Below are 25,120 nucleotides of genomic sequence, written 5' to 3' on the forward strand. Positions count from 1 at the left end.
TTATGGTCACGAGTTGACCCTATGTGTCGCAAATGGTGTTCGGTTACACTCGCGATCATCGACACGTTGGCGCCGCTAAAACGACTGCGGCGCTACTTTCTTCGGGTTTACTGCTGCTGACTGCGAGGTTTGCCATGGCTGACTACAAAGCGCCTTTGCGCGATATGCGCTTCGTTCTGAACGAAGTCTTCGAGGTCTCCACGCTCTGGGCGCAATTGCCTGAGCTGGCCGAAGCGGTGGATGCCGAAACGGTCGAAGCGATTCTCGAAGAAGCCGGCAAGGTCATCAGCAGAGCGATCGCACCGCTGAGCCGTGCCGCGGACGAAGAAGGGTGTCACTGGAACGACACCGTTGTGACCACGCCCGCAGGGTTCGTCCCGGCCTACAAAACCTACGCCGAAGGCGGCTGGGTGGGCGTTGGCGGCAATCTGGAGTTCGGTGGCATGGGCATGCCAAAAGCGGTGTCGGCGCAGGTCGAAGAGATGGTCAATTCCGCCAGCCTGGCCTTCGGCCTCTACCCCATGCTGACCTCCGGCGCCTGCGTTTCGATCAACGCCCACGCCAGCGAAGCGTTGAAATCCAAGTACCTGCCGAACATGTACGCCGGGCTGTGGAGCGGCTCCATGTGTTTGACCGAGGCCCATGCCGGCACCGACCTGGGGATGATTCGGACCAAGGCCGAACCGCAGACCGACGGGTCCTACAAAATCACGGGCACCAAGATATTTATCACAGGCGGTGAACACGACCTGACGGAGAACATCATCCATCTGGTGCTCGCCAAATTGCCGGACGCGCCTGCCGGGCCCAAGGGGATTTCGCTGTTTCTGGTGCCCAAGTTCATGGTCAATGAAAACGGCAGCCTCGGGCCGCGCAATACGGTGTCGTGTGGCTCGATCGAGCACAAGATGGGGATTCAGGCTTCTGCGACGTGTGTCATCAACTTCGACGCAGCCGACGGTTATCTGGTCGGCGAGGCCAACAAGGGATTGGCGGCGATGTTCACCATGATGAACTACGAACGCCTGGGGGTCGGCATTCAGGGCCTGGCATCTGGCGAGCGCTCCTACCAGAACGCCATCGACTACGCCCGTGATCGCCTGCAAAGTCGCGCCCCGACGGGGGCTCAATTCAAGGAAAAGCCCGCTGACCCGATCATTGTCCACCCGGACGTGCGGCGCATGCTGCTGACCATGAAAGCGCTGAACGAAGGCGGTCGTGCATTCTCTACTTACGTCGCGCTGCAACTCGACACCGCCAAGTACAGCGAAGATGCCGTCGTCAGCCAGCGCGCCGATGCAATGGTGGCGTTGCTGACCCCCATCGCCAAAGCATTCCTCACCGACATGGGCCTGGACACCACGGTTCACGGCCAGCAGGTGTTTGGCGGTCACGGTTACATTCGCGAGTGGGGCCAGGAGCAACTGGTGCGCGACGTGCGCATTACCCAGATCTACGAAGGCACCAACGGCATTCAGGCCCTGGACCTCATGGGCCGCAAGGTCGTTGCCAATGGCGGGGCGTACTACAAGATATTTTCCGAAGAAGTGCGCCAGTTCATCGCCGGTTCCGACGGCTCGCTGGGCGAATTCACCAAACCCTTAAGCGCTGCGCTGACCACACTGGATGAATTGACCGACTGGGTAATGGACCGCGCCCGCAGCAATCCCAACGAAATCGGCGCCGCGTCGGTCGAGTACCTGCATGTGTTCGGCTACACGGCCTACGCCTACATGTGGGCGAAGATGGCCAAGGCTGCGCTCGGCAAGGAAGCGGAGGAGGATTTTTACGCCAGCAAGCTGGGCACTGCCCGGTTCTATTTCGCGCGTCTGCTGCCTCGGATCCACTCCCTGGCCGCGTCGGTCAAGGCGGGCAGCGAATCGTTGTATTTATTACAGGCGTCGCAATTCTGACCCCGCTGGATCAATGTAAGCATTTGCTTACATTACGTGCTGCTGTTTGGCCATATCGCTGAAGTGGATCCAAAGTTAATCTACTTCACATGGACGTAGCGCAGGACGCGCAAATAAATAACACGGACACGTAGGATGCCTGCCAGGATGGTGGGGCGAAAGGGAAGTCAAAGGGAAACAGTCTGTAAAACCCCGCTTCGGCGGGGTTTTCTTTGTCTGGGTTTTTTTGTAGCCGGACGCCTACATACTGTCCCGACGTATCAGGCTGTGCAGATTGAATACTGGCGCGTTGCCGCACCTGTTGAACCCCTGCAAGCGGCCAGGGTCGATTAGCTGTGTGGCCCAGAAGGGGCCCGTCTTTCGACCAGGAGCTTCACCATGGACATCATTCGCATCATCTTCGCCATTCTGCTGCCACCTGTGGGCGTGTTCATGCAAGTCGGCTTCGCCGGCGCGTTCTGGCTGAACATCCTGCTGACCTTGCTGGGCTACTTCCCAGGCATCATCCATGCGGTTTACATCATCGCCAGCCGTAAGTAATTCCTTTCAGCTTCAAGCACGCTGGTAGAGGTATCTGTAGGAGCCAAAGTGTTGGCGAAGCATTTTCGGCCTATTCATCCGGCCGCCTCGCGAACACGTATGCTCCTACAGGAACATCGTTGCTACATCCCGCCGTCAATCACCTTCCGGTAAAACGCCCATTCCTTTTCCAGCGCATCGATCTGGTTCGCCGCTTTGCGGAAGCCATGGCGTTCGTCCGGGTAGAAATGCCCTTCAGCCGGGATGCCCTTGTCCTGCAAGGCCTGAAGCATGGCCCGGGTCTGTTCCGGGACCACCACGGCATCCAGCTCACCCTGAAAGAAAATCACCGGCACGCTGACTTGGTCGGCATGCAATAGCGGCGTGCGCGCCAGGTAGCGAGCCATGTCGACGTCCGGGTCGCCGATCAGCCAGTCGAGGTAGTCGGCTTCAAACTTGTGAGTGGCTTTGGCCAACGCGATAGGGTCGCTGACGCCGTACAGACTTGCGCCTGCGCGGAAGACTTTCTGAAAGGCCAGCGCGCACAGTGTCGTATAGCCACCGGCACTGCCGCCGCGGATAAACGCCTGATCCCGATTGATCAACCCTCGTCCGGCCAAGTAGTCAACCACCGCGCAGGCATCCTCGACATCGACCACGCCCCACTCAAGGAACAGCGCTTGCCGATACGCGCGGCCATAACCGGTACTGCCGCGGTAGTTGAGGTCGGCAACGGCGAAACCGCGCTGCGTCCAGTATTGAATGCGCGGGTCGAGCACCGGAGCGCACGCGGAGGTCGGTCCGCCGTGGATAAACACTACCAGCGGCGGTTTTTCGGCGCCGTCCATCGCGGGGTAGAAATAGCCATGCGCTTGAGTGCCCCCGCTTGGGTAACGCAGGGTTTGCGGGCGGCTGATCCGCTCGGCTGGCAACGGTGCAACGCCGCCGGCCAGGACCTGGACGCTGTGATCGGCGCGACCTATTGCCAGCACTGCAGGCGGGCTGACCGCAGACGCAGCGATGCAATAGATGAAGTGGTCGTCGATGGCCAGGCTGCGAAAACGGCTGTAGCCGTTGCTGAAATCTTCCACGGTGCCGTCAGCTGAACGCAGCCCTAGCACCCCGAAGCCGTCTTCCGACCATGTGGCGAGATAGCCGCCTTCTTCCAAAGGTAGCCAGCTGCTGCCACCCAATTCCCAGGGGGCAGAGGCGTGATCGGCCTCGGCGGCCGGCAACGTCTCAAGACCCTCTGCTGTCTCGATCCATGGCTGCCAGAAACCCCCGCGGTCGGTCAGGCAATGCAGCCGGCCCTGTCGGTCGAAGCGAGGTTGCTGCAAGGATTCAGGTTCAAAGCCTGCAAGACATTCAGCCGGCGACCAGGCGCCGTCAGCTTGCAACGTCGCCTGCATCAGGCGCGTCATGGTCCACGGCTGATGCGGACGCCACCATTCGATCCACGCCAGGCGCTTGCCGTCGGGGCTCAGGTTTGGCGCAGCATAAAAGTCAGCGCCCTGGGCCAGCACATGGCGGGTGCCGTCGGCGAGGTCGAGGGCGACCAGGCGATGGGTGTCGCCGTCTTCCTCGACAGCCAGAATTTGCCCTCGGGCAAACCGGACGTCGCCGTAGCGTTTGTCGCCTTGAGTCAGCGGGGTAGGGGCGCCGTCGAACGGCTGCAGGTAAATCTGTTGATCACTGCCGTTGACGAAGGCCACGGCCTCGTCGGTCAGGCAAAAAGAGCCGCCGCCGTATTCATACACGCGGCTTTGCACGCTGAATGCTGCCGGAGTCAGGCAGTGTGCGGCGCCGTTCTGCCAGCGCCACACGCGGGAAGCGGCTTCTTCGGGACGGTATTCGTTCCAGAACAGCCCGGCAGGACTGACACACAGTTCGGAAAAATTGGTCCCTGCCGCCACAGCCTGGGCGGCAGAGAACAGATCAGGATTTGGCGATGAGGCGAGAGTTTCGTTCATTGCGGAAGGCCAGCTGCTCAATAGTCTGGCTAGCATACTCGGCTTCTTCGCGGGCTTGGGTGATCAAGCCATGGTGATAGGACTTGCTGCACACCGGATCGGCGTTGCTCGCGTCGCCCGTCAACATGAACGCCTGGCAACGGCAGCCGCCGAAGTCCTTTTCCTTTTCATCGCAGGAACGGCACGGCTCGGGCATCCAGTCGTAGCCACGAAAACGATTGAAGCCGAACGAGTCATACCAGATGTGCTGCATGGTGTGATCGCGCACGTTGGGGAACTGGATCGGCATCTGCCGCGCCCCGTGACACGGGAGCGCTGTGCCGTCGGGCGTGACGGTCAGGAAAATATTGCCCCAGCCGTTCATGCAGGCCTTCGGGCGCTCTTCGTAATAATCCGGGGTCACGAAAATCAGCTTCACCGGGTTGTCGTCGATGGCGAGCTTTGCGCGGTACTCATTGGTGACCCGCTCGGCGCGTACCAACTGCTTTTTGGTCGGCAACAGGCCCTCGCGGTTCAAGTGCGCCCAGCCGTAGAACTGGCAGGTGGCGAGTTCGACGAAGTCAGCTTCCAGCGCCAGGCACAGCTCGATGATGCGGTCGATCTTGTCAATGTTGTGCCGATGCGTGACGAAGTTCAGCACCATCGGGTAGCCATGCTTCTTCACCGCTCGTGCCATTTCCAGCTTCTGCGCGAAGGCTTTTTTCGAGCCGGCCAGCATGTTGTTCACTTGCTCGTCGCTGGCCTGGAAACTGATCTGGATGTGGTCCAGACCGGCTTTCTTGAAATCGATGATTTTCTGTTCGGTCAGGCCGATGCCGGAGGTGATCAGGTTGGTGTAATACCCCAGCCGCCGCGCCTCGGCGATCAGCTCGGCCAGGTCCTGACGCACCAAAGGCTCGCCGCCGGAAAAGCCAATCTGCGCCGCGCCCATTTGCCGGGCTTCGGCCATGACTTTGAACCACTGCTCGGTGGTCAGCTCCTGGCCCTGCTTGGCGAAATCCAGCGGGTTGGAGCAATACGGACACTGCAGCGGGCAGCGGTAGGTCAGCTCGGCAAGCAGCCACAACGGCAGGCCGACCGCGGGTTTGGGCGGGATGTGCAACCCTGGGTCAGTGACGACTGCTGTCCCTTCGGCCGAATCAGGCGAGTTCAATCCAATGCTCTGCACGAGCGACCTCCATGAATTGCTCGACGTCCAGGCCGAGCTCGGGAACGCCGGGGAATTTTTCATCCAGCACGGCAATGATGGCGGCGACGTTGCGCTCGCCATCGATCAGGCCACCGATGGCACTCGCGCTTTCATTGAGCTTGATCATGCCTTCCGGGTAGAGCAGCACATGGCCGTTCTGCGCGGGCTCGAACTGAAAGCGATAGCCCTGACGCCAGCGCGGAGTGAGTTGTCGATCGAAGCTCATAGGGCGATGCCTTTATGCCAGACGCGTTGGTCGGTGACGCTGTGGTAGGGCGGTCGGTTCAGTTCGTAAGCCATGCTCATGGCATCGAGCATGCTCCACAAAATGTCCAGTTTGAACTGCAGAATTTCCAGCATGCGCTGCTGGCCTTCGTAGGTCGTGTAATGCTGCAGCGTGATCGCCAGACCGTGCTCGACATCGCGGCGCGCCTGGCCCAGACGGGTGCGGAAGTATTCGTAACCGGTCGGGTCGATCCACGGGTAATGCGCGGGCCAGCTGTCCAGACGCGACTGGTGGATCTGCGGCGCGAACAGTTCAGTCAGCGAGCTGCTGGCGGCTTCCTGCCAGTTGGCGCGACGAGCAAAGTTCACGTAGGCGTCCACGGCGAATCTGACGCCGGGCAGTACCAATTCCTGCGAGCGCAACTGGTCCGGGTCCAGGCCTACAGCCTGGCCTAGGCGCAGCCAGGCTTCAATGCCGCCGTCTTCACCCGGTGCACCGTCGTGATCCAGCAGGCGCTGAATCCACTCACGACGGATTTCCCGGTCCGGGCAGTTGGCCAGGATCGCCGCATCTTTCAGCGGGATGTTCACTTGGTAATAGAAGCGGTTGGCGACCCAGCCCTGAATCTGCTCACGGGTCGCGCGGCCTTCGTACATGGCCACATGAAACGGGTGGTAGATGTGATAATAGGCGCCCTTGGCGCGCAGGGCGGCTTCGAATTCAGCGGGGGACAACGCAGCGTGTTCGCTCATTTTGCCAATCTTCCTTCTGCTTTACGCGTCATGGTTGGAGCGAGGCTTGCCCGCGAAGACGACCGACGTGACGCAAATAATCCGTTGGTCTTGCCTGCCTCTTCGCGGGCAAGCCTCGCTCCAACTAATCCGAGTGCGCCAAACATTTAAAGCTCGATACTCATACCGTCGTAAGCCACTTCCACATCACGGCGAACCAGCTCGGCGCGCTCGGCGGAATCTTCGTCGAGGATCGGGTTGGTATTGTTGATGTGGATAAGCACTTTGCGTTGCTTGGGCAGGCGCTCCAGCACTTCCAGCATCCCGCCGGGCCCGCTCTGCGCCAGATGACCCATCTCGGTCCCGGTGCGCGTGCCGACCCCACGACGTTTCATTTCATCGTCGTCCCACATCGTGCCGTCTACCAGCAGGCAATCGGCCGCGCTCATCTTTTCCATCAGCGCGTCATCGACTTTGCCCAGCCCCGGCGCGTAGAACAGCTTGCCGCCGGTTTTCAGGTCCTCGACCATCAGCCCGATGTTGTCGCCGGGGTGTGGGTCGAATCGGTGAGGCGAGTAGGGCGGGGCAGCGCTGCGCAACGGAAACGGCGTAAACCGCAGGTTGGGACAGGCAGGAATGACAAAGCCGCCTGTCAGATCAATGCGGTTCCACTGAAGGCCGCCGTTCCAGTGCTTGAGCATCTCAAACAGCGGGAAACCGGTGCTCAGGTCCTCGTGGACCATGTCGGTGCACCAGACCTGATGCGGGCACCCTTCGCGCAAGCTCAGCAAGCCGGTGGTGTGGTCGATCTGGCTGTCCATCAAGACGATGGCGCTGATGCCGGTATCACGCAGCGCGCGATTGGGCTGCATTGGCGCAAACCCCTGCAGTTGGGCACGAATGTCCGGGGAGGCGTTGCACAGGACCCAGTTCACGCCATCGTCGGACAGGGCAATGGAGGATTGGGTGCGCGCCTTGGCGTTCAGGCTACCGTCGCGAAAACCCGCGCAGTTCACGCAGTTGCAGTTCCACTGCGGGAAACCGCCGCCAGCGGCGGAACCGAGAATCTGGATGTGCATTGTTGCTCCGTGCCGATCGGCCCGATTGGCTGGGCCTGAAAACGTTTCTTCACAAAAAAAGCCCCGGCGAACCGAGGCTTTTCAGTGCGCAACAATCAACGGCTTGCGAAGTACATGGTGACTTCAAAGCCGATACGCAGATCAGTGTAAGCAGGTTTAGTCCACATAATTGACTCCTTCTGGGTGAATGCAGCGGTGGGTGGATACATTCTTAGTACACCCTCCTCGGGAGACGTTCAAATGCTTAGGCAGCTATGTTACTAAATTCGACAGGGCATGGATGCCGGCTTATCGGAGAAAGGTCGTTACACGTTTGGCAACGATCACGGGCATCAACGCCATGATTTGCCGGGGCTAGAGCGATTGGAGAGGTAAAGCCGGGCGTTGTCCGGGCGCGTTAAATCGGCGAAAGCCGCCTGCAAATCTGCTTCGTGAAAATTTGATAAATAGTGTTTCATGACCTCAAGCGCCCTATCACCGAAGCCGGCCAAGTGGGCATGCCACCACCATTGCGCCGCGTTGGCCGTTTCCATGGCGGCTGGATCGAACTGAGAAACCACCGCGAGTCTTTCAGCCGCGACGTCACTCGAGGCGATCAGCGCGGGCATCCCTTCGATGAACTGCTCGATGTGCTGCGCCAGTTCTTCTGCCGTGGCGGACGGGGATTGCACCCCGAACAGTATTCCTGACTGCCCCTCGATCTGTCGGAAACCGCTGAACACCGCGTAGCCCAACTGCAATTCAACCCGCAGGCGTTGGTAGAAGGGCATCTGCACGATGTGTGCGAGTAATCGCCAACGTGCCTGATCTTGCAATGAATGGCTGGGCGCGGGGCAGAAAACCAGTACAGCATTTTCAGAAGACTCCGACAGCTCGGCGTGCCAGCGACGGCCGGCAGGCAGCGATGGCAGCTGCAGAATCTGCTTTTCGGGAGTACCGGGCGTCTTGCTCATGGCGTGAAGCAAGGCGTTGCGTTGATAGAGCGAGAAACCCAAGGCCAGCCCGCTCCATGACGCGTTGTCCCAGACCGATTGCAGCGATTGCTCGGTGTCAGGCTTTTTCGCCGACGGCCTGTTCATCAGATGATCAGGCAAGGTCTTGATCAACTGGCGGATGGGTATCAGCCTGGGTTCAGTCGAGGGCTGCCCATCAAGCGCCAGCGTCGCGGGGTCGGGCTGGGCAAGCCGCTTGAGCACTGCCTCGATGACCGCCGGCATGGGATCGGTCAAGCCGTCGACCTTCAGCTGCCAGTGATTGCCGTACGCCGTAAACGCCACAGAGACGCCGGCTTGCTGCGCATCATCGAACAGGCTTTTGAGGCTGTCAGCGAGCATTTGCCACAGCGCGGGCGCAGGGCTTTTCAGCGTCCAGCGCAGGTAAACCGCGCCATCACCAGTTGAATCGGGCAAGGCATCGCTGAAGGTGAGCGACGTGATGGGCGGACAGGTGGCTGCCGGCAGCGGGGCGCTGTGCAGGAAGGCGTTGGGTGGTGGCAAGCGCCATTCGGCGTCGGCCTCTTCTGCCGGGTTCAGCGGCGGGGAAAAGGTGTCCGCACGCAGTTGATCGATCAACGCCTCCAAGGCGCGGGCGCCTTGGTCCGATAGCCCTGGTACAACCTGCCGTGAGGGGTTTTCGCTGTAGTGCCGAGCCAGCATCAGCGCGCCGCGGACATCCAGGCGTCTTTGCTGCAGCAGGGCGTATTCGGTGCGCAGGGCGGGGTAGTGGGTTTTAAAAAATGTTAGCCAGTCAAAAAACAGCGCGGTGACCTGATCGTGCACTGTTGGCTGAGCTGGCTTTATCGCGAGCAAGCTCCCTCCCACAGAGTCCTGCGGCTGATCTGTAGGAGCGCGCTTGCCCGCGAAGACGGCCGGAAGGGCAACCTCGATGTTGATCAGCGCCTGCCCCTCAAATTGATACATCACCTTTGCCGTTAAAGTCTCCGCCCAGCCCCGCGCCTTCAACGCTGCGATCAACCCGCCAGCCTGCGCATTCGCCAACCAAAAACAGAGAAACCCTACCGCCTCATCAGCGCTGTCAGGTAAATCCTCACACGCAAACATCAGATGCGTCCGACGCGAATCACGGGTGGCGTGACCGTTGAATGAGCCATCCATCAGCGGTACCGGCGCGCGCTGTTCAACCCTTTGCCCTGTGGCAAACAGCCCGCCAAAGCGCTCGGCCAGCCTCGTCAGTTCTGCCAGCGCCTGCGGCCCGGCGATGCTCAGGGTCATTTGACCGGCCTGATAAAACCGCTGGTAAAAGTCCTTCAGCGCCTGCTGAAAACTCGCACGAGGCACCAGCAAGCTGTAGCGATTGCCGGCATGAAACCAACGCAATGGATGGTCCATGGAAATCGGGGCCAGCCGCTTCATCTGGTCGCGGGCCGCTTCATCCCGGGACCAGGCGATGAACTCCGCATGCAGCACTTCGCGCTCCCGCAGTTGATCGTCCACCGCCATGCGCGGGTGAGCCAGCATCTCGCACAACCGCTCAAGGCCATCGGCGAAAACAGGCGGCGGCAGCTCGAAGAAGAAGTCAGTGGTGCGCTCGCGGGTGCTGGCGTTGACCTGCCCGCCATGACGCTGGACGAAGGCCATCAGGTTTTGCGCGGCGGGGAATCGCTCGGTGCCAAGGAAGAACAAATGCTCCAGAAAGTGCGCCAGCCCCGGCCACGCCTGAGGCACGTCATGACTGCCGGCCGCCACCCGCAATGCTGCGGCACACCGCTTCAAGCGCGGCGCATGGCACAGCACGACCTGCAGACCGTTGGGCAGGATCAGGGTGTAGGTGGTGAGTGAGGCAGGGGCAGGCATGACGGTTTTCCGGATGGGCTCGGGAAAGTGAGGGGTCATGCTAGCGGATTACACTGTGGTTGGCGCGCCCCCCCTGTAGGAGCCAACTTGTTGGCGAAAAGGTCCTGTTGGTCGAAGCGGATTTGCGAGCGGGGTGCCGCTTCGCGAATAAATTCGCTCCTACAGATGTTTGCTCAGCTCCGCATAAAACCCCGGCCGCCGGTCATTGAAATACGTGTTAATCGCCCGGGAATCGTCCATCACCTGTCGATCCAGCGTCGCCACCGCCAGCGCCTCCTCATGGCCTGCCAGGGCAATCTGTTTGCCATCAGGCGCGCAAAGGCTGCTCAGCCCGCAGTATTGAATCTCGCCCTCACTGCCGCAGTAATTGACGTACGCCAGGTAGCACTGATTTTCAAAGGCACGGGCCCGGACGGTGATTTCAGCCACGAACTCATACGGCGTCATGTTGGCAGTGGGGACCAGAATCAGCTCCGCCCCCGCCAGCGCCAGTCTTCGGGTGTTCTCGGGAAACTCCACGTCGTAGCAAATCAGAAAACCCAGTTTCCAGCCCATGAACTCGACGATGGGGAAGTCGTCATCGGCCACGGCGAACATCGACTTGTCCAGATCGCCAAACAGATGCGTCTTACGGTAATTGCACAGGCGTCTGCCGTGAGCATCAATCAGTTGCACAGCATTGTAGATCTGCGCCTCGAGACTGCGTTCGGGGTAGCCGTAAAGGATAGCGACCCCAGACGCCTGGGCAATCGCGGCAATCTCTATGGCTGCCGGGCCGTCGCTCATCTGCGCGAGTGACTGCACGGCCTGCGCGCCAATGTTGTAGCCGGTCAGGAACATCTCCGGGCAGACCAGCAGGTCGCAGCCCCGAGCAGCGGCTTCCAGCGCCTGTGCCTTCAGGCGCTGGAGGTTGCCGGTGACATCCAGCGGCAAGGGCGGGCACTGGTACATAGCAACGCGCATCGTGGGATTCCTCAGCAATTTCTGTCGTTTCATTCCGGCAGTGCGATGGGCCCGATCTCGTCGAACACATCACCCGGGCCCGGGTTCTCGGCGTGGGTCTTGCCGCCGAAGTGGGTCATGATGCCCCAGACCGCATTCAGCGACGTTTGCACCGCGCCTTCGACCCAGGCCGGCGTCCATGATACGTCGTCCCCGGCGATGAAAATGCCGCGCTGGTCGTCAGGCATATCCTTTTGCATGAAGTGCGCGTACATCCGTTGGTTGTAGCGATAGTGGCCGGGCAACGCGCCTTTGAAGGCACCGAGAAAGTGAGGGTCGGCTTCCCATGAAACGGTGATCGGGTCGCCAATGATCCGCGCCGCGATGTCGACTTTCGGGTAAATCTTCTTCAGCGCATCCAGTGCCAGCTTCACGCGCTTTTCGATGGGTTGCGGCAGCATTTTCAGGGCGTCGCTCATCCACGAATACGACAGGCAAATCACGCCTGGCTTCTCGTCGCCGTTGGAATACGTGCCGTTGTCGAACAGGTACGTGCCACGGGTCAGGCGGTCGGTGAGGGTCATGCTCATCAGGTCGCGACCGGTGTCCGGGTCTTTGTCTTTCCAGAATGGCCGGTCGACCATGACGAAGGTCTTTGATGACTGCATATAGCGCGTGCGGTCCAGCGCCATCCACATTTTCTGCGAGAACAGCGTTTCTTCGCACTCGATCTGCGTGGTCAGCAGCCAGCTCTGGCACGTGGTCAGGACCGCTGCGTAGTGCCGCGTGTCACCCCAATTATCAGTGACGGCGAAGCTGCCGTCGGCGGCGCGGGCAATGCGTTTTACGCCGGTGCGCGGGGCGCCGTGGTGTAGCGAAGACAGCGTGGTGCCTTCCGGCCAGTGAGCACACCGTTCAGGGGCATGACGCCAGATGCCCAGCGGCACCTGCTCGACGCCGCCCACGATCAGGTGTTGGTGATCGTCGCAGTTGGTCATGACCACGCGGAAAATTTCGAGCATTGAATTGGGGAAGTCGGAGTCCCAGCCACCGGTGCCGAAGCCCACTTGGCCGAACACTTCGCGGTGATAGAACGAGAGCTTGGCGAACGCCTCGGACGTGGCGACAAAGTCATAAAACGTGCGGTCGTCCCACAACGGCACCAGGGTATTCCACAGCTGCTTGAGGCGTGGGACATCACGGTCGCGGATGGCTTGTTGGATCTCCGCGAACTGCGAGCCCGCTTCCAGCGCATCGGCCCAGGCGTCAGCCACTTCCTGAAACAGCGCGGGCAAATCCGACAGCTTTTGTGCGTAGTGGGTGGTGCCTTCCAGGTCGATGACCGTGCTGCCGGACGCGGCGGTCAGCGGGTTGGGGAAGGGCTTGGATTCCAGGCCGAGCTTGTCGACGTAGTGATAGAACGCGGTGGAGGACACCGGAAAGCGCATGCCGCCCAGCTCGGCGATGATGCCTTCGGCCCCTTCGAACTGTTGCGAGCGCAGACGACCGCCCATTTTCGAGGCTTCGTAGACGACGGGTTTGAGACCCAGCTTCATCAGTTCGTACGCGGCAACCAGGCCCGCGATTCCCGCCCCGACAATGGCCACTTCCGCGCCGTGGTTCTCAGCAGGAATGCTGCCCAGGCCGGCCGGGTGTTCGATCCAGTCATCGAAGGCGAAGGGGAAGTCCGGCCCGAAGATGGTGACCGGTTTTTTTCCGTCGGCGGGATGGCGATTGTTCTTCATGACTGACCTTGTTCGACTGAATGCGCGAAGCAGACAAGTCTAGATAACAGTTGAGACGTTAATAAGACGCAGAGTGTCGTCGTTTTGTAGAGATATTGGGCGATATGACGATTTCAGGCATCACATTCGTTGTAGGAGCGCGCCTGCCCGCGATGGCGTCCAGTCCTTCTTGAAAACATTGCCTGACACACTTCAATCGCGAGCAAGCTCCCTCCCACGGTTTTGCCGATGACGAAGTATGTCCTTGCGCCGATTCGGGTGGGAGGCAGCTTGCTCGCGATGTGAACAATGGGGTTCGAAGCGTTAAACCGGCTGCCCCCGATCAATCTTGCTGCTCAGGATGATCGAGGTGGTGGTCTTTTCTACCCCGTCCACGCTGCCGATCAAATCCAGCAACTGATCCAGTTGCTCGGGCGAATCGGTGCGCAGCCATGCCACGTAATCGAACTCGCCGCTGACCGCGCACAGCTGCTGAACCTGGTGCAGCAGCCCTAGTCGACGCAGCACCTCCTTGCCGGATCGCGGTTGCACGGTGATGCCGACATAGGCCTGCAACCCGCCGTCCACCATACGCTGGCTCAAGCGCACGCCGTACCCCGTGATGATTTTGGCTTTTTCCAGACGTGCCAGCCGGGAAGTCACCGTAGTGCGCGCGATGCCCAGTTGCCGGGCGAGCATTGCCACGGGTTCCCGCGCATTGGTCTGCAGGGCAGAGATCAGTTGGCGGTCGATGTCATCGAGTGCAGGACGGCGGGTGTCGGACAAGGGCAAATCTCCTTCGGCTGGGTGCCGATGTTATCTCAGGGGAGCCGGATGCAGACCTGTCCCTGCGAATCTGCGCGAATCGATCAAATAAATGATTGGTTTGCGCGTTTTAAAGGATTGGCATAAGCTGCTTTGACCAAAACGATCATAACCGTGATCACTTCGCTCAAGCCTGATAACGAGCAGCGACACCGACACATAAAAATAAGGAGACTCGCGTGGCCCAAATCCCTATCAAGCGCAGTATCGAACGCGTACCGGGCGGCATGATGATCGTGCCCCTGCTTATCGGTTCGCTGGTCGCAACCTTCCTGCCCGACATGCCCAAATTCTTCGGCTCGTTTACCAACGCGCTGTTTACCGGGTCGCTCCCGATCCTTGCGGTGTTCTACGTCTGCATGGGCGCGAGCATCGACGTCAAGGCCACGCCTTACCTGCTCAAGAAAGGCGGCGTGCTGTTTGCCACCAAAATCGGCACTGCTATTTTGATCGGCGTGGTCATGGGCCATTACCTGGGAGAGCAGCCCATCAGCTCGGGCATCTTTGCCGGGATCTCGACCCTGGCCGTGGTCGCTGCCATGAACGACACCAACGGTGGCTTGTACATGGCGCTGATGGGGCAATATGGGCGCTCGGAAGACGTCGGCGCGTACTCGGTGATGTCGCTGGAATCAGGTCCGTTTCTGACCATGGTCACGCTGGGTGTGGCGGGACTGGCGGCATTCCCGTGGCCGACGCTGGTGGGCGCGATCCTGCCGCTGCTGTTGGGCATGCTGCTGGGTAACCTGGACCGGGAAATGCGCGACTTCCTCGCCAAGGCCGTGCCGGTGATGATTCCGTTCTTCGCCCTGGCGCTGGGCGCGAGCCTTGACCTGAACAAGGTCTGGCAGGCGGGTCTCTTGGGCATCGGCCTGGGCGTCGCCGTGGTGGTGATCACCGGTATTCCGTTGTATTTCGCGGATCGTCTCTCCGGCGGAACCGGGGTGGCGGGCGTCGCTGCGGCCAACACGGCAGGGAACGCGGCGGCGGTGCCGGCGCTGGTTGCCGCGGCCAATCCGATTTATGCGGAGGCGGCGAGCACCGCGACGCTGCTGGTGGCCGCGTGTGTCGTCGTCACCGCCGTGCTGTCGCCGATTCTTACGTCGATGGTCGCCAAGCGCTACAAAGAGCGTCATGGCGCAAGCGAACCGACGGTCGTCGCCGAGAGGGAGGTGGTCAGATGACATTGCTGATTCTTGCTGACGACCTGTCCGGTGCGGCCGACTGCGCGATTGCGTTCGCCAGCGCGGGACTGCGCACCGTGGTCACGCTTGATCCGGCTCACGAGACAGGTGACGCGCAGGTGGTTGCCCTCGACACCGACACCCGACGCCTGTCGCCCGGCGATGCTGCCGAACGCACGGTCATCGCGTATCAGACGCTGTTGCAACCAGGGCAGCGGCTGTACAAGAAAATCGACTCCACCCTGCGCGGCAATTGGGCGTCTGAAGTCGCCGGACTGCACGCGGTCGCCGGGCTGGCGATTGTCGCCCCGGCGTTCCCCGCGACCGGCCGGACAACGCTTCACGGACGCGTGCTGGTCAATGGCCTGCCACTGGAAAGCACCGATACCTGGAAGCTGGAAAACGCCGATCAGTGCGCAGACCTGGACGTGATGTTAGAGACGGCCGGCCTGCGCACCGCCAAATTGCCGCTGACCACGCTGCGCGGCGATGCCTCTGCGTTGGCGGAGCACATTGCCGAGATCGCAAAGAGCAAGACACAGGCGCTGATCGTCGATGCTGAAACCCGCGAAGACCTGCGCACGCTGGCGCAGGTCACGCTGCAGATCAGCGAGCCGCTGTTCTGGGTCGGTTCCGGGGGATTGGCCCGTGAAATCGCCGCGCTGCCCAATGCTGTCGAAAACGTCGTGCAGGACATAGCCGTCAAACGCGAGTCCTTCAGCCATCAGAAAAGCGGTCCGATCCTGGTGCTGGTGGGCAGTCTGTCCGGGGTTTCCGAGCGCCAGTGCACGATGCTCAAGGAGCGTGCCGGGATTCACGAATTGACCGTGGCGCCGGCGGTTCTGCGGGACGGTGCGAAGCATGCCGAATGGACAAGCTGGGAAGCGCGCATAGGCGAACACCTGCAGCGTGGAGAGGATCTGCTGTTGCGCATCGGCCGCGACGCAGGCTTCGATCCGTCCGAAGGCGCCGTGTTGTCCACTGCGCTGGCCGCGTTGGTCCGCCCGAGCTTCGACAACGTCGGCGGTCTGGTGGCCACCGGTGGAGAAACCGCCAGGGCCATGCTCTCGGCCGTGGGCATCGGCAGCCTCAAATTACAGCGTGAAATCGAAGCCGGTGTGGCCTTCGGCCGGCCGGTCGCTACACGCGAAGGTCACCGCCCCGGAGTCATCACCAAGGCGGGTGCATTCGGCACCGATCACGCGCTTTACGCGTCATGGCTCCATTTGAGCGATGTCGCCGAGCCTGCGGTGTTTACCGCCGGCTCCACACCTCCATTTCCTGCGCAACAAGGTAAAAAATCATGAGCGAGTATCTCCCGATTATCGGTATCACCATGGGCGACGCCGCTGGCGTGGGTCCGGAAGTCATCGTCAAAAGCCTCACCCACGACATTGTTTACCAGCAGTGCCGGCCACTGGTGGTGGGCGATGCGCGTCGTCTGGAGCAGGCGAATGCCATCGTCAAAGGCACCGCGAAAATCCGCCGCATCAAGGAGGCGTCCGAAGCGTTGTACGAGCCAGGCACCATCGACTGCATCGATCTGGATTTGATCCCGGACGATCTCCCGTTCGGTCAGCTGTCACCGGTTGCCGGGAACGCCGCTTATCAATACATCGCCCGCGCCGTGCAACTGGCCGAAGCCAAGCAGATCGATGCGATCTGCACCGCCCCGCTGAATAAGGAAGCGCTGCACGCCGGGGGCCATAAGTATCCTGGCCACACCGAAATGCTCGCGCACCTCACCCACGTCGAAGAAGTCTCGATGATGCTGGTGGCGCCGCAACTGCGGGTGATCCACGTCACCACGCACATGGGCCTGATCGAGGCGATCCGCAAGATCGAGCCGGGCCTGGTACAGCGCACCATCGAGCGCGGCAACGCGACCTTGATCAAGGCCGGGATCGCCAGGCCGCGTATCGGCGTGTGCGGCATCAACCCCCATGCGGGCGAAAACGGTCTGTTCGGTTATGGCGAAGAAGAAGAGAAGATCATCCCGGCGGTGAAAATCCTTCAGGCGCAGGGTCTGGACATCACCGGACCGTTGCCGGCGGACACGCTGTTTTTCCGTGCCGGGCGCGGTGATTTCGATCTGGTGGTCGCGATGTACCACGACCAGGGCCACGGTCCGGTGAAAGTCCTGGGCCTGGAAGCGGGCGTCAACGTCACGGTCGGGCTGGAAGTGATTCGCACCTCGGTGGATCACGGCACCGCGTTCGACATCGCCGGCAAAGGCATCGCCGACGAGCGCAGCCTGATGGAGGCCCTGCGCCAAGGCGCCGAACTGGCGACGCGTCGGGGTTGAGGCGACAGGGCTGAGTGACTGGCTTGCGGTCGTGTAAGATCGCAGGCCTTCCCCCGATGAGGCCCCCCATGAAAGCGATCGACCGCCACCGCGCCATTCTCGAACTGGTTCGCGCCCGCGATACCAACGTCGAACAGCTCAGCGCTGCCCTCGGCGTGTCGGAAGCCACGGTGCGTCGCGACCTGACCATGCTCGCCAAACAGCGGCATCTGGTGCGGACCCATGGCGGCGCCACGGCGCTGGTGGGGATGCATGAGCCCGAAGCCTCGCTGGAAGAACGCAAAGCGGCGCAACGTGACCAGAAGGACGCCATCGCCAAAGCCGCGGCCTTTCATGTGCGCGATGGCGACACGGTGCTGCTGGACGGCGGCACCACCTGCGCGGCGCTGGCGCTGCACCTGTGTTCACGGCAGGACGTGCACGTCGTGACCAATAATCTGCTGGCGGTAATGACACTGGCCAACGCACCGGGCATTCGTCTGACGATCATCGGTGGCGATTTGCGCGGGTCGAGCATGAGCACGCTGGGCCCGCTGGCCGAATTGACGCTCAGCCGCTTGAGCGTCGACAAGGCGTTTCTCGGGGCAGACGGCGTCGTGGCGGAGTTCGGGCTGTGCGAGGCCAGCGATCAGCAGGCCTATCTGAAGGAATGCATCATCAAGCGCGCAGCGCAGGTTTTCGTCCTGGCCGATTCCGACAAGCTCGGCCGCGCGCGGCAGCAGCACTGGACGCCCATCGAACGGGAGTGGACGCTGATTACGTCGTCGCACTCGGATGAGCCGTTGTTGGCGCCGTTTCGGGCGATTGAGCAGATTGCGGTTGAGATAGCAGCGACCGATTGATTTGCAGCCGCTCACGAGGGGGCGGACTCCTCCGCGAAAAAGGTGGTGAAGGCCGCCCATCTTCGCCGCCTGAAAACTCTTTCGCGGGCAAGCGCGCTCCTACAAGAACGAGCGCGGTTTATCCAATCCGACTGACTCGACTGTAGGAGCGCGCTTGCCCGCGATGGCGTTATTACAGGCGATGAGTGCTAAGTCCCACCACCTCCTCCAGAAACCCACCCACCACTTCCATGCACAACGCCCGTTCCTCAACGTGGGGCATGTGGCTGGACGCTTCAAAAAGGGTCCACCGAATCCCCGGCACATTGTCCACATACGGCTTGACCACCAACGGCGTGGCCTCGTCGTGGCGTCCGGAAATCAACAACGTCGGTGCTTGAATCAAGGAAAGACGATCGACGATGGTCCAGTCCTTCATCGTTCCGATCACATGGAATTCAGTCGGGCCGTTCATGGCGTGATAGACCGTCGGATCGGCGTCGATCTGCTCGAAGGTGCGCGCCACTTCGGCGGGCCAGGGCGTGAGGCGGCAAACGTGCCGGTCGTAGAACTGACGGGAGGCCGCCAGGTATTCCGGGTCTTTCAGGGTGCCTGCCTGCTCGTGGCGCAGCAATGTCGCTTGCACGTCGTCAGGCAGCAGCTCCCGCAACCGATTGGCTTCGCTGACCCACGTGTGCATGTCGGCCGGGGAGTTGGCAATCACCAGCGCCTTCAATCCGGCTGGCCGACGCACCGCGTGTTCTGCCGCCAGCATGCCGCCCCAGGATTGCCCGAGCAGTGCGTAATCGTGGGTGATGTCCAAATGGGCCAGCAAGTTGTCCAGTTCGGCGCGAAACAGATCCACCGTCCAGAATTCCGCGCGCCACTGCGGCAAGTGGGTGGAGCGGCCGTTACCCAGTTGGTCGTAATGAATGACTGCGCGTCCGCTGTCCGCGATGTCCTTGAAGGCGTCGACGTAATCGTGGGTGCATCCGGGGCCGCCGTGCAAAACCAGCAACGGCGTCAAACCGTTATGCAGGTCGCCCGTGATCCGGTACCAGGTCCGATGCTGGCCGAAGGGCGCGTAACCTTCTTCAATCGCTGTGTCTGCCATCTCGCCGGTCCCTGTTGAAGTGTTCGGGACACCTTAGCCTGACGTGCTCACGCCCATAACTAGGCGAATTGATAGGTTTTGGCAGTGTGACGATCAGCTGTCGAGCAGGCGGTAATGCACGGCACGCACGACGGCCTGAACACGATTCTTCGCCCCGAGCTTTTGCATCGCCGAGTTCAGGTGCAGGGTCACGGTGGCAATGGACCGACAGAGCTGATCGGCAATTTCCCTTGCCGTCAGCCCTTCCGCCGCCCAGCTCAGGCATTCGCGCTCACGGCGAGTGAGCTTGATCGACGGGCATGAACGCATGTCCTTGTCGAACAGCGGGTAAGCCACTTCCTGCAGTGCGTGTGCGATCAGTCCGAAATCGGCAAGGGTTTCACGGGCGTCCTCCAGTGCGGCATCGGCGCTGCCCGAGCGCAGGCCGGTCAAGGTGGCGAAGTCGCCCTTGGGCATGTGGATCGGCACCGTCACGCCGCACGTCATGTGCGAATCGTGCAGATAACGCACCACCGGCGTGTGGCAATCCTTGATCACGGTTTGCAGCACGGTGTCGGCTTTGGGCTGATAGGACCAGACGAAGGGCGACACGCTGGCCACAGCCAGATGCTGAACCGGGTCGATCTGGTAATAGCCTTTTCTGCACCACAGTGCGTGCCAGTCTTCGGGCGTATTGCGCAACTTGAGCAGTGAAGGGGTGATCAACGCACCATCATGGGACACCGGCACCGGGCTGTAGTCGTAGACCACTGCGTCGAAACCCAGGTCCGCCGCGAGCATCAGCGTGCAGTCCATTTGCTGGTCCAGCGTGGTTGCACACTGCAAACGCGCGCTGAAGTCCGACAACCTGACGTGCATCCCATGACCTCCCCAGACCTGCGGACCGATAGTAGGCCTGAATCTAGCAAGGAGGATGCCACGGCCTGCAGCGTTGCTCAGGGCGGTCTGCGCAAAACCTATAAGAATTGCTAGCTGTGCGCACCGCGCCCGCCCGATAGGGTTGAACGGTGGGCAACGGCCATCAGGAGAGATGCGATGTGGCGTGAGATCGAGCCGGATGAGCGTCATGTGATCAAGGTCGACGGCCATGACGTAGTGGCCTACGGTTTCGGCGCGGGCGATGAGGTGCTGCTTTGCCTCAATGGCGGCCCGGGTTTGCCGTGCGATTACTTGCGCGACGCCCACGCATGGCTCAAGGACAAGGGACTGCGCGTCATCGCGTTCGACCAACTCGGCACCGGCGCCTCTGCGCGGCCCACAGACCCTGCACTGTGGGACATCAGCCGCTATGTGCGTGAAGTTGAAACGGTGCGTCAGACGCTGAAGCTGGGACGTGTTCACTTGCTCGGGCATTCATGGGGCGGCTGGCTCGGTATCGAATACGCTATCTATCACCCTCACTCGATCAAAACCCTGATCCTGGAAAACACGGTGGGCGACATGCCGCACCTGATCCAGGAGCTTGATCGCCTGCGCGCCGCGTTGGGCAGCGAAACCGTGGCGATGATGCAGCGTCATGAAGCGCGCGGCAGTCTCGATCACCCGTCGTATCAAGCCGCAATCACACTGCTCAACTACCGCCACGTCTGCCGGTTGGACGAATGGCCGGCGCCGGTCCAGCGCTCGCTCAATGACTGGAACATCGCGCCCTATATGGCCATGCAGGGGCCGAACGAGTTTCTGTACACAGGCAACTTGAAGGACTGGAATCGGCTGGCGGAAATGGGCGACTTCGACATGCCGGTCCTGATCACCACCGGACAGCATGATGAGCTGACGCCGGCCTGTGCGCTGCGCATGAAAAACGCGCTGAAGGCCGCTGAGCTGCACGTCTTTCCCAACAGCAGCCACATGCCGTTCTACGAAGAACCGGACGCTTACTTTCCGTTGCTGCTGGATTTCCTCGACCGGCATCGGGACGCGTGATGAACCTGAACCGCTACCGTTTCATTCTCCAGCGTCCGCTGCAGCTGTTGCCGGTGTTGTTTGGCATCAGCCTGGTGACCTTCGTGCTGGTGCGCTCGATTCCGGGCGACCCGGCGCGCCTGCTGCTCGGCGCTCGCAGCACCCCCGATGCGCTGGCCAATATCCGCGCGCAGTACGGCCTCGATCAGCCGTTGTGGATGCAATATTTCTATTTCATGAAAAACCTGGTGCAAGGCGATATGGGCAAGTCGCTGCTGTACAAGATCGACGTGTTGAAGCTGATCGCCACGCGCATCGAGCCGACGTTGTTTCTGGTGGTGGGCAGCGTGGTGCTGGCGTTGCTGATTGCGATACCACTGGCCACCGTCGCGGCGCGCCGCAAGGGCAGTTGGGCGGATAACCTGATCCGGTTGTTCACTACCACAGGGCTGGGGATGCCGGCGTTCTGGCTGGGGATCATGCTCATTCTGTTGTTCAGCGTGCAGCTGGGCTGGTTTCCAGTGTCGGGATACGGCAACGACTGGCTGGATAAAATCCACCACATGGTGCTGCCGTGCCTGACCATCGCACTGGCGTTGTCGGCGGTATTGGTGCGCAACCTGCGGGCCAGCATGCTGATGGAACTGCACGCCGATCACGTGACGGCCGCCCGCGCCCGAGGCCTGTCCGAAGGCGCGCTGTTTCGCCGTCACGTACTGCCCAATTCACTGGTGCCGTCGGTCAATCTGCTGGCGGTGAACATCGGCTGGCTCATCAGCGGCACCGTCGTCATCGAAAGCCTGTTTGCGATTCCTGGTATCGGCCAATTATTGGTGCGAGGGATTTTCAGCCGCGATTACATGGTGGTGCAGGGCGTGGCCATGGTGCTGGCCTGCGCGACGGTGGTGGTGAATTTTCTGGCCGACGTGGCGACGGTCGCCATTGATCCACGGGTGAAAATCCAGTGAGCGCCGTGCATCCGGCGGTGGTGACGCCTTGGCGCTCGAAGCTGCGTTTGCGTCTGCGCAACGGTCGGATGGCGATGCTGCTGGGGGTTCTGATTCTCGGCGCCTGGCTGGTGCTGGCGGTGTTCGCGCCGTGGCTGGCGCCGTACGACCCGATCTTTCAAGACACCGACCTGCGTCTGATGGGGCCGCATCTCGCTCATCCGTTCGGCACCGACCATGTAGGCCGCGACATCCTGTCCCGTGTGATCTGGGGCGCGCGGGTCGATTTGCAGATCTGTGTGCTTGGGGTGATCTTCCCGTTCTTCATCGGCACCAGCATCGGTGCGTTGTCAGGCTACATCGGCGGCCGTTTCGACAACCTGTGCATGCGTGTGATCGACATCGTGCTGGCGTTCCCGTTTCTGGTGTTGATGCTGGCGATCATTGCGATTCTTGGCCCGGGGCTGACCAGTTTTTATATCGCCATGGCCCTGGTGGGCTGGGTGTCTTACGCGCGGCTGATTCGCTCGCAAATCCTCGTGCTCAAGGAAAGCGATTTCGCGCTCGCGGCCAGGAGTCTGGGCTTTGGCCATTGGCGCATTCTGTTTCGGCATTTGCTGCCTAATGCGTTGTTCGGTTCGGTGGTGTTTTCGATGTCCGACGCCGTGCTGGTGCTGCTGAGTGGGGCGGCGGTGAGTTATCTGGGGCTGGGCGTGCAGCCGCCGCTGGCGGAGTGGGGGACCATGGTCGCCGAGGGCCAGGCGTTTCTGACGACTGCGTGGTGGATCTGCACCTTTCCGGGCCTGGCCATCGTCACCCTGGCCATGGGTTTCAGCCTGCTGGCCGATGGCGTCGCCGAAACCATGGGGGCGCGGCGATGAGCGCGAAGGTGCTGCAAGTCAACGCGCTCAGTGTGGTAGCGGATGCGGGGGGCCGCGAAGTGACGCTGGTCGATGGCTTGTCCTTCGATCTGCATCAGGGCGAGATCCTGGGGCTGGTGGGCGAAAGCGGATCGGGCAAGACCATGGCCTGTCGCGCACTGATGCGCTTGATGCCGTCCCCTGATCTGCACGTGCGCGGCGGCTCGGTGCTGCTCAATGATGTTGATCTGCTCAAGCTCGACGCTGCCGGTATGCGTGCCATGCGGGGTCGCAGGATCGGCATGATTTTCCAGAACCCGAGCAGTCACCTTGACCCGCTGATGCGCATCGGCGATCAGATCGCCGAAGGCTTTCGCTTGCATCAGGGCTCGTCGAAAAAAGAAGCGCGGGCGCAGGCGATTGACGTGTTGCGCCAGGTCGGGATTCCCGATCCGGCGTCCCGCGTCGACAACTATCCCCACGAGTTTTCCGGTGGCATGCGCCAGCGCGCGATGATCGCCGTCGCGCTGGGCTGCGGCCCGCAGGTACTGATTGCCGACGAGCCCACCACGGCGCTGGACGTTACGGTGCAGGCGCAGATTCTTCGGTTGCTGCTGGAGTTGCGTGACCGTCATGGCCTGTCGCTGATCATGATCACCCACGATCTCGGCGTGGTGGCGCAGACCTGTGACGCCATCGCAGTCATGTATGCGGGACGCCTGTGTGAGCATGGCAGCAAGCGCGATGTACTGGCTCGGGCGCGCCATCCCTACACCCACGGCTTGATCGAATGTCAGCCTGCCAGCAGCGCGGGGGGCGGCAAGCTGCGCACCATCGCCGGACAGCCGCCATTGCTTGACGCAGTGCCCAAGGGCTGTCGTTTTCATGCGCGCTGCGATCAGGCCGGTGAAGGCTGCGCCGACGTGCTGCCGCTCATGCGGCCCATGGGCCCTGCTCACGCGGCGGCCTGTCATTACCCGCTGGCGCCGACAGCGCTTGAGCGCCTGGAGGTTCAGCCATGAGCGGGAAGACACTGCTCAACGTGAATGACCTGGTGGTGCGTTTCCCGGCGCCCGGCTCGGGGTTTCTGGGGTTGCACAAACAGTGGGTGCAGGCCGTCAACGGGGTGTCGCTGAGTCTTTCGGCGGGGGAAACCTTGGGGCTGGTCGGCGAATCTGGCAGCGGGAAAAGCACGCTGGGTCGGGCGATCCTGCGCTTGAACGACACCACGTCCGGGCAGATCGTGTTCGACGGCATCGATGTGGCGCAGGGCAGCGGGATTCATATCGATTGTCTGCGCCGCGAGACGGCCATGGTGTTCCAGGACCCGTTCTCGTCGCTCAATCCGCGCATGACGGTCGGCGCGACGCTGGCCGAAGTGCTGCGGGTGCAACGCAAGGTTTCGCCGGAAAACATCCCGGCGCGGGTGATCGAGTTGCTGGACATGGTCGGCCTGCGGCCTGAATTCGCCGAACGCAAACCCGGCGCCTTGAGTGGCGGCCAGTGCCAGCGTGTCGGCATTGCCCGGGCGCTGGCGGTCGAACCGCGACTGATCATCGCCGACGAGTGCGTGGCCGCGCTGGATGTGTCGATTCAGGGGCAGATCATCAATTTGCTGCTGGAGCTTCGCGAGCGCATGAATCTGGCGATTCTGTTCATCGCTCACGACCTCGCTATCGTGCGCCGCCTGTGTGATCGAGTGGCCGTGATGTACTTGGGCAGGATCGTCGAAGAAGGTCCGGTGGAATCCATCTTTCAAGCGCCCAGACATCCTTACACCGCCGCCCTGATCCAGGCGATTCCCGAGATCGATCCGGATCGCCCTCTGCCCCGCGACCCCTTGCCCGGCGAGCCGCCAAGCCCACTGCATTTGCCCGACGGTTGCGCGTTTCACCCGCGCTGCCAGTTCGCGCGGCCCACCTGCCGTACCGACGCGCCGCCGACGCGGCATCTCAACGGCCAGCGTTACGACTGCGTTCTGGAAGCGCCCGTTTTCTGATTCGACCGTAAGACACCATCCATCCGCCGCTACACCGGCAAGGAGTTCCTGAAC

Annotated in this window: 23 protein-coding genes; 11 read left to right on the plus strand and 12 right to left on the minus strand. The window is 61.5% G+C overall.

Features of this window, described 5'->3' with window-relative positions; genetic code table 11:
• The first annotated feature begins 134 nt into the window (after positions 1-134).
• Positions 135-1,913 (plus strand): acyl-CoA dehydrogenase C-terminal domain-containing protein, encoded by a 1,779-nt coding sequence (locus ABQX22_RS12800; protein WP_349800001.1) that lies wholly within the window; start codon positions 135-137, stop codon positions 1,911-1,913.
• Between the two features lie 378 nt (positions 1,914-2,291).
• Complete coding sequence (locus ABQX22_RS12805; RefSeq protein WP_020290879.1) at positions 2,292-2,453, plus strand: YqaE/Pmp3 family membrane protein; 162 nt, start codon at positions 2,292-2,294, stop codon at positions 2,451-2,453.
• A 122-nt stretch (positions 2,454-2,575) separates the two neighbouring features.
• Here the strand turns inward: ABQX22_RS12805 and ABQX22_RS12810 are convergent, their stop codons facing one another.
• The 10 genes from ABQX22_RS12810 to ABQX22_RS12855 form a co-directional block, all read right to left on the minus strand.
• Complete coding sequence (locus tag ABQX22_RS12810) at positions 2,576-4,402, minus strand: S9 family peptidase (RefSeq protein ID WP_349800003.1); 1,827 nt, start codon at positions 4,400-4,402, stop codon at positions 2,576-2,578.
• Positions 4,368-5,570, minus strand: coding sequence for a pyrroloquinoline quinone biosynthesis protein PqqE (pqqE, locus tag ABQX22_RS12815; protein ID WP_349800004.1), 1,203 nt, complete (start codon positions 5,568-5,570; stop codon positions 4,368-4,370). Before pqqE ends, ABQX22_RS12810 begins: the two co-directional genes overlap by 35 nt.
• On the minus strand, positions 5,542-5,817 hold the full coding sequence (gene pqqD, locus ABQX22_RS12820) for a pyrroloquinoline quinone biosynthesis peptide chaperone PqqD (protein ID WP_349800006.1): 276 nt from the start codon (positions 5,815-5,817) through the stop codon (positions 5,542-5,544). Before pqqD ends, pqqE begins: the two co-directional genes overlap by 29 nt.
• Positions 5,814-6,569, minus strand: a complete 756-nt coding sequence (gene pqqC / locus ABQX22_RS12825; protein ID WP_349800008.1) for a pyrroloquinoline-quinone synthase PqqC — start codon at positions 6,567-6,569, stop codon at positions 5,814-5,816. The genes pqqD and pqqC overlap by 4 nt, the downstream gene beginning before the upstream one ends.
• Before the next feature lie 146 nt (positions 6,570-6,715).
• Positions 6,716-7,627, minus strand: a complete 912-nt coding sequence (gene pqqB / locus ABQX22_RS12830) for a pyrroloquinoline quinone biosynthesis protein PqqB (protein WP_349800010.1) — start codon at positions 7,625-7,627, stop codon at positions 6,716-6,718.
• A 95-nt stretch (positions 7,628-7,722) separates the two neighbouring features.
• Complete coding sequence (gene pqqA, locus ABQX22_RS12835) at positions 7,723-7,794, minus strand: pyrroloquinoline quinone precursor peptide PqqA (RefSeq protein ID WP_008365141.1); 72 nt, start codon at positions 7,792-7,794, stop codon at positions 7,723-7,725.
• Positions 7,795-7,959: 165 nt separating this feature from the next.
• A complete protein-coding gene (pqqF, locus tag ABQX22_RS12840) occupies positions 7,960-10,479 on the minus strand; it encodes a pyrroloquinoline quinone biosynthesis protein PqqF (RefSeq protein ID WP_349800012.1) in 2,520 nt (839 codons plus the stop codon).
• 120 nt (positions 10,480-10,599) lie between these two features.
• Positions 10,600-11,403, minus strand: a complete 804-nt coding sequence (locus ABQX22_RS12845; RefSeq protein WP_349800014.1) for a carbon-nitrogen hydrolase family protein — start codon at positions 11,401-11,403, stop codon at positions 10,600-10,602.
• A 29-nt stretch (positions 11,404-11,432) separates the two neighbouring features.
• Positions 11,433-13,127, minus strand: coding sequence for a flavin monoamine oxidase family protein (locus ABQX22_RS12850; protein WP_349800016.1), 1,695 nt, complete (start codon positions 13,125-13,127; stop codon positions 11,433-11,435).
• Between the two features lie 303 nt (positions 13,128-13,430).
• Positions 13,431-13,892: an Lrp/AsnC family transcriptional regulator gene (locus ABQX22_RS12855; protein WP_349800018.1), complete on the minus strand. Its 462-nt coding sequence runs from the start codon at positions 13,890-13,892 to the stop codon at positions 13,431-13,433.
• Positions 13,893-14,119: 227 nt separating this feature from the next.
• Here ABQX22_RS12855 and ABQX22_RS12860 point away from each other — a divergent pair, with 227 nt between their 5' ends.
• The 4 genes from ABQX22_RS12860 to ABQX22_RS12875 all read left to right on the plus strand — a co-directional run bounded on the left by ABQX22_RS12860 (position 14,120) and on the right by ABQX22_RS12875 (position 18,262).
• Positions 14,120-15,115, plus strand: coding sequence for a 2-keto-3-deoxygluconate permease (locus ABQX22_RS12860; protein WP_349800151.1), 996 nt, complete (start codon positions 14,120-14,122; stop codon positions 15,113-15,115).
• On the plus strand, positions 15,112-16,422 hold the full coding sequence (locus tag ABQX22_RS12865; protein WP_349800020.1) for a four-carbon acid sugar kinase family protein: 1,311 nt from the start codon (positions 15,112-15,114) through the stop codon (positions 16,420-16,422). The genes ABQX22_RS12860 and ABQX22_RS12865 overlap by 4 nt, the downstream gene beginning before the upstream one ends.
• On the plus strand, positions 16,419-17,420 hold the full coding sequence (pdxA, locus tag ABQX22_RS12870) for a 4-hydroxythreonine-4-phosphate dehydrogenase PdxA (protein ID WP_349800022.1): 1,002 nt from the start codon (positions 16,419-16,421) through the stop codon (positions 17,418-17,420). The genes ABQX22_RS12865 and pdxA overlap by 4 nt, the downstream gene beginning before the upstream one ends.
• Before the next feature lie 68 nt (positions 17,421-17,488).
• Positions 17,489-18,262 carry a DeoR/GlpR family DNA-binding transcription regulator gene (locus ABQX22_RS12875; protein WP_349800024.1) on the plus strand — a complete coding sequence of 258 codons (774 nt, stop codon included), beginning with the start codon at positions 17,489-17,491 and terminating at the stop codon, positions 18,260-18,262.
• Between the two features lie 172 nt (positions 18,263-18,434).
• On the opposite strand, the gene ABQX22_RS12880 is transcribed toward ABQX22_RS12875, so the two are convergent.
• Together ABQX22_RS12880 and ABQX22_RS12885 are read right to left on the minus strand one after the other, a co-directional pair.
• The gene (locus ABQX22_RS12880; protein WP_349800026.1) at positions 18,435-19,355 is read right to left on the minus strand and encodes a proline iminopeptidase-family hydrolase; all 921 of its coding nucleotides are present in this window, start codon (positions 19,353-19,355) and stop codon (positions 18,435-18,437) included.
• A 93-nt stretch (positions 19,356-19,448) separates the two neighbouring features.
• A complete protein-coding gene (locus ABQX22_RS12885; protein WP_349800028.1) occupies positions 19,449-20,213 on the minus strand; it encodes a LuxR family transcriptional regulator in 765 nt (254 codons plus the stop codon).
• Between the two features lie 177 nt (positions 20,214-20,390).
• Here ABQX22_RS12885 and ABQX22_RS12890 point away from each other — a divergent pair, with 177 nt between their 5' ends.
• Genes ABQX22_RS12890 through ABQX22_RS12910 form a run of 5 tightly spaced genes read left to right on the plus strand, consistent with a single transcriptional unit; the run spans position 20,391 to position 25,066 of the window.
• Entirely contained in the window at positions 20,391-21,281 is an 891-nt protein-coding gene (locus ABQX22_RS12890) for a proline iminopeptidase-family hydrolase (RefSeq protein ID WP_349800030.1), read from the plus strand.
• Complete coding sequence (locus ABQX22_RS12895; protein WP_349800032.1) at positions 21,281-22,228, plus strand: ABC transporter permease; 948 nt, start codon at positions 21,281-21,283, stop codon at positions 22,226-22,228. The genes ABQX22_RS12890 and ABQX22_RS12895 overlap by 1 nt, the downstream gene beginning before the upstream one ends.
• The gene (locus ABQX22_RS12900) at positions 22,225-23,088 is read left to right on the plus strand and encodes an ABC transporter permease (RefSeq protein WP_349800034.1); all 864 of its coding nucleotides are present in this window, start codon (positions 22,225-22,227) and stop codon (positions 23,086-23,088) included. Before ABQX22_RS12895 ends, ABQX22_RS12900 begins: the two co-directional genes overlap by 4 nt.
• Entirely contained in the window at positions 23,085-24,089 is a 1,005-nt protein-coding gene (locus ABQX22_RS12905; RefSeq protein ID WP_349800036.1) for an ABC transporter ATP-binding protein, read from the plus strand. The genes ABQX22_RS12900 and ABQX22_RS12905 overlap by 4 nt, the downstream gene beginning before the upstream one ends.
• Positions 24,086-25,066: an ABC transporter ATP-binding protein gene (locus tag ABQX22_RS12910; RefSeq protein WP_349800038.1), complete on the plus strand. Its 981-nt coding sequence runs from the start codon at positions 24,086-24,088 to the stop codon at positions 25,064-25,066. Before ABQX22_RS12905 ends, ABQX22_RS12910 begins: the two co-directional genes overlap by 4 nt.
• The last annotated feature ends 54 nt before the right edge of the window (positions 25,067-25,120 follow it).

Origin of the sequence: Xanthomonas sp. WHRI 1810A, assembly GCF_040202885.1 — a bacterium.
Taxonomy (GTDB): Bacteria; Pseudomonadota; Gammaproteobacteria; order Pseudomonadales; family Pseudomonadaceae; genus Aquipseudomonas.

Coding starts and splice junctions, on each gene's coding strand:
- ABQX22_RS12895 (WP_349800032.1), top strand. CDS start 21,281: ATGAACCTGAACCGCTACCGTTTCATTCTCCAGCGTCCGCTGCAGCTG.
- ABQX22_RS12865 (WP_349800020.1), top strand. CDS start 15,112: ATGACATTGCTGATTCTTGCTGACGACCTGTCCGGTGCGGCCGACTGC.
- ABQX22_RS12890 (WP_349800030.1), top strand. CDS start 20,391: ATGTGGCGTGAGATCGAGCCGGATGAGCGTCATGTGATCAAGGTCGAC.
- pqqC (WP_349800008.1), bottom strand. CDS start 6,569: ATGAGCGAACACGCTGCGTTGTCCCCCGCTGAATTCGAAGCCGCCCTG.
- pqqF (WP_349800012.1), bottom strand. CDS start 10,479: ATGACCCCTCACTTTCCCGAGCCCATCCGGAAAACCGTCATGCCTGCC.
- ABQX22_RS12905 (WP_349800036.1), top strand. CDS start 23,085: ATGAGCGCGAAGGTGCTGCAAGTCAACGCGCTCAGTGTGGTAGCGGAT.
- pqqB (WP_349800010.1), bottom strand. CDS start 7,627: ATGCACATCCAGATTCTCGGTTCCGCCGCTGGCGGCGGTTTCCCGCAG.
- ABQX22_RS12880 (WP_349800026.1), bottom strand. CDS start 19,355: ATGGCAGACACAGCGATTGAAGAAGGTTACGCGCCCTTCGGCCAGCAT.
- ABQX22_RS12805 (WP_020290879.1), top strand. CDS start 2,292: ATGGACATCATTCGCATCATCTTCGCCATTCTGCTGCCACCTGTGGGC.
- ABQX22_RS12810 (WP_349800003.1), bottom strand. CDS start 4,402: ATGAACGAAACTCTCGCCTCATCGCCAAATCCTGATCTGTTCTCTGCC.
- ABQX22_RS12885 (WP_349800028.1), bottom strand. CDS start 20,213: ATGCACGTCAGGTTGTCGGACTTCAGCGCGCGTTTGCAGTGTGCAACC.
- ABQX22_RS12845 (WP_349800014.1), bottom strand. CDS start 11,403: ATGCGCGTTGCTATGTACCAGTGCCCGCCCTTGCCGCTGGATGTCACC.
- pqqD (WP_349800006.1), bottom strand. CDS start 5,817: ATGAGCTTCGATCGACAACTCACTCCGCGCTGGCGTCAGGGCTATCGC.
- ABQX22_RS12910 (WP_349800038.1), top strand. CDS start 24,086: ATGAGCGGGAAGACACTGCTCAACGTGAATGACCTGGTGGTGCGTTTC.
- ABQX22_RS12875 (WP_349800024.1), top strand. CDS start 17,489: ATGAAAGCGATCGACCGCCACCGCGCCATTCTCGAACTGGTTCGCGCC.
- ABQX22_RS12800 (WP_349800001.1), top strand. CDS start 135: ATGGCTGACTACAAAGCGCCTTTGCGCGATATGCGCTTCGTTCTGAAC.
- pdxA (WP_349800022.1), top strand. CDS start 16,419: ATGAGCGAGTATCTCCCGATTATCGGTATCACCATGGGCGACGCCGCT.
- ABQX22_RS12850 (WP_349800016.1), bottom strand. CDS start 13,127: ATGAAGAACAATCGCCATCCCGCCGACGGAAAAAAACCGGTCACCATC.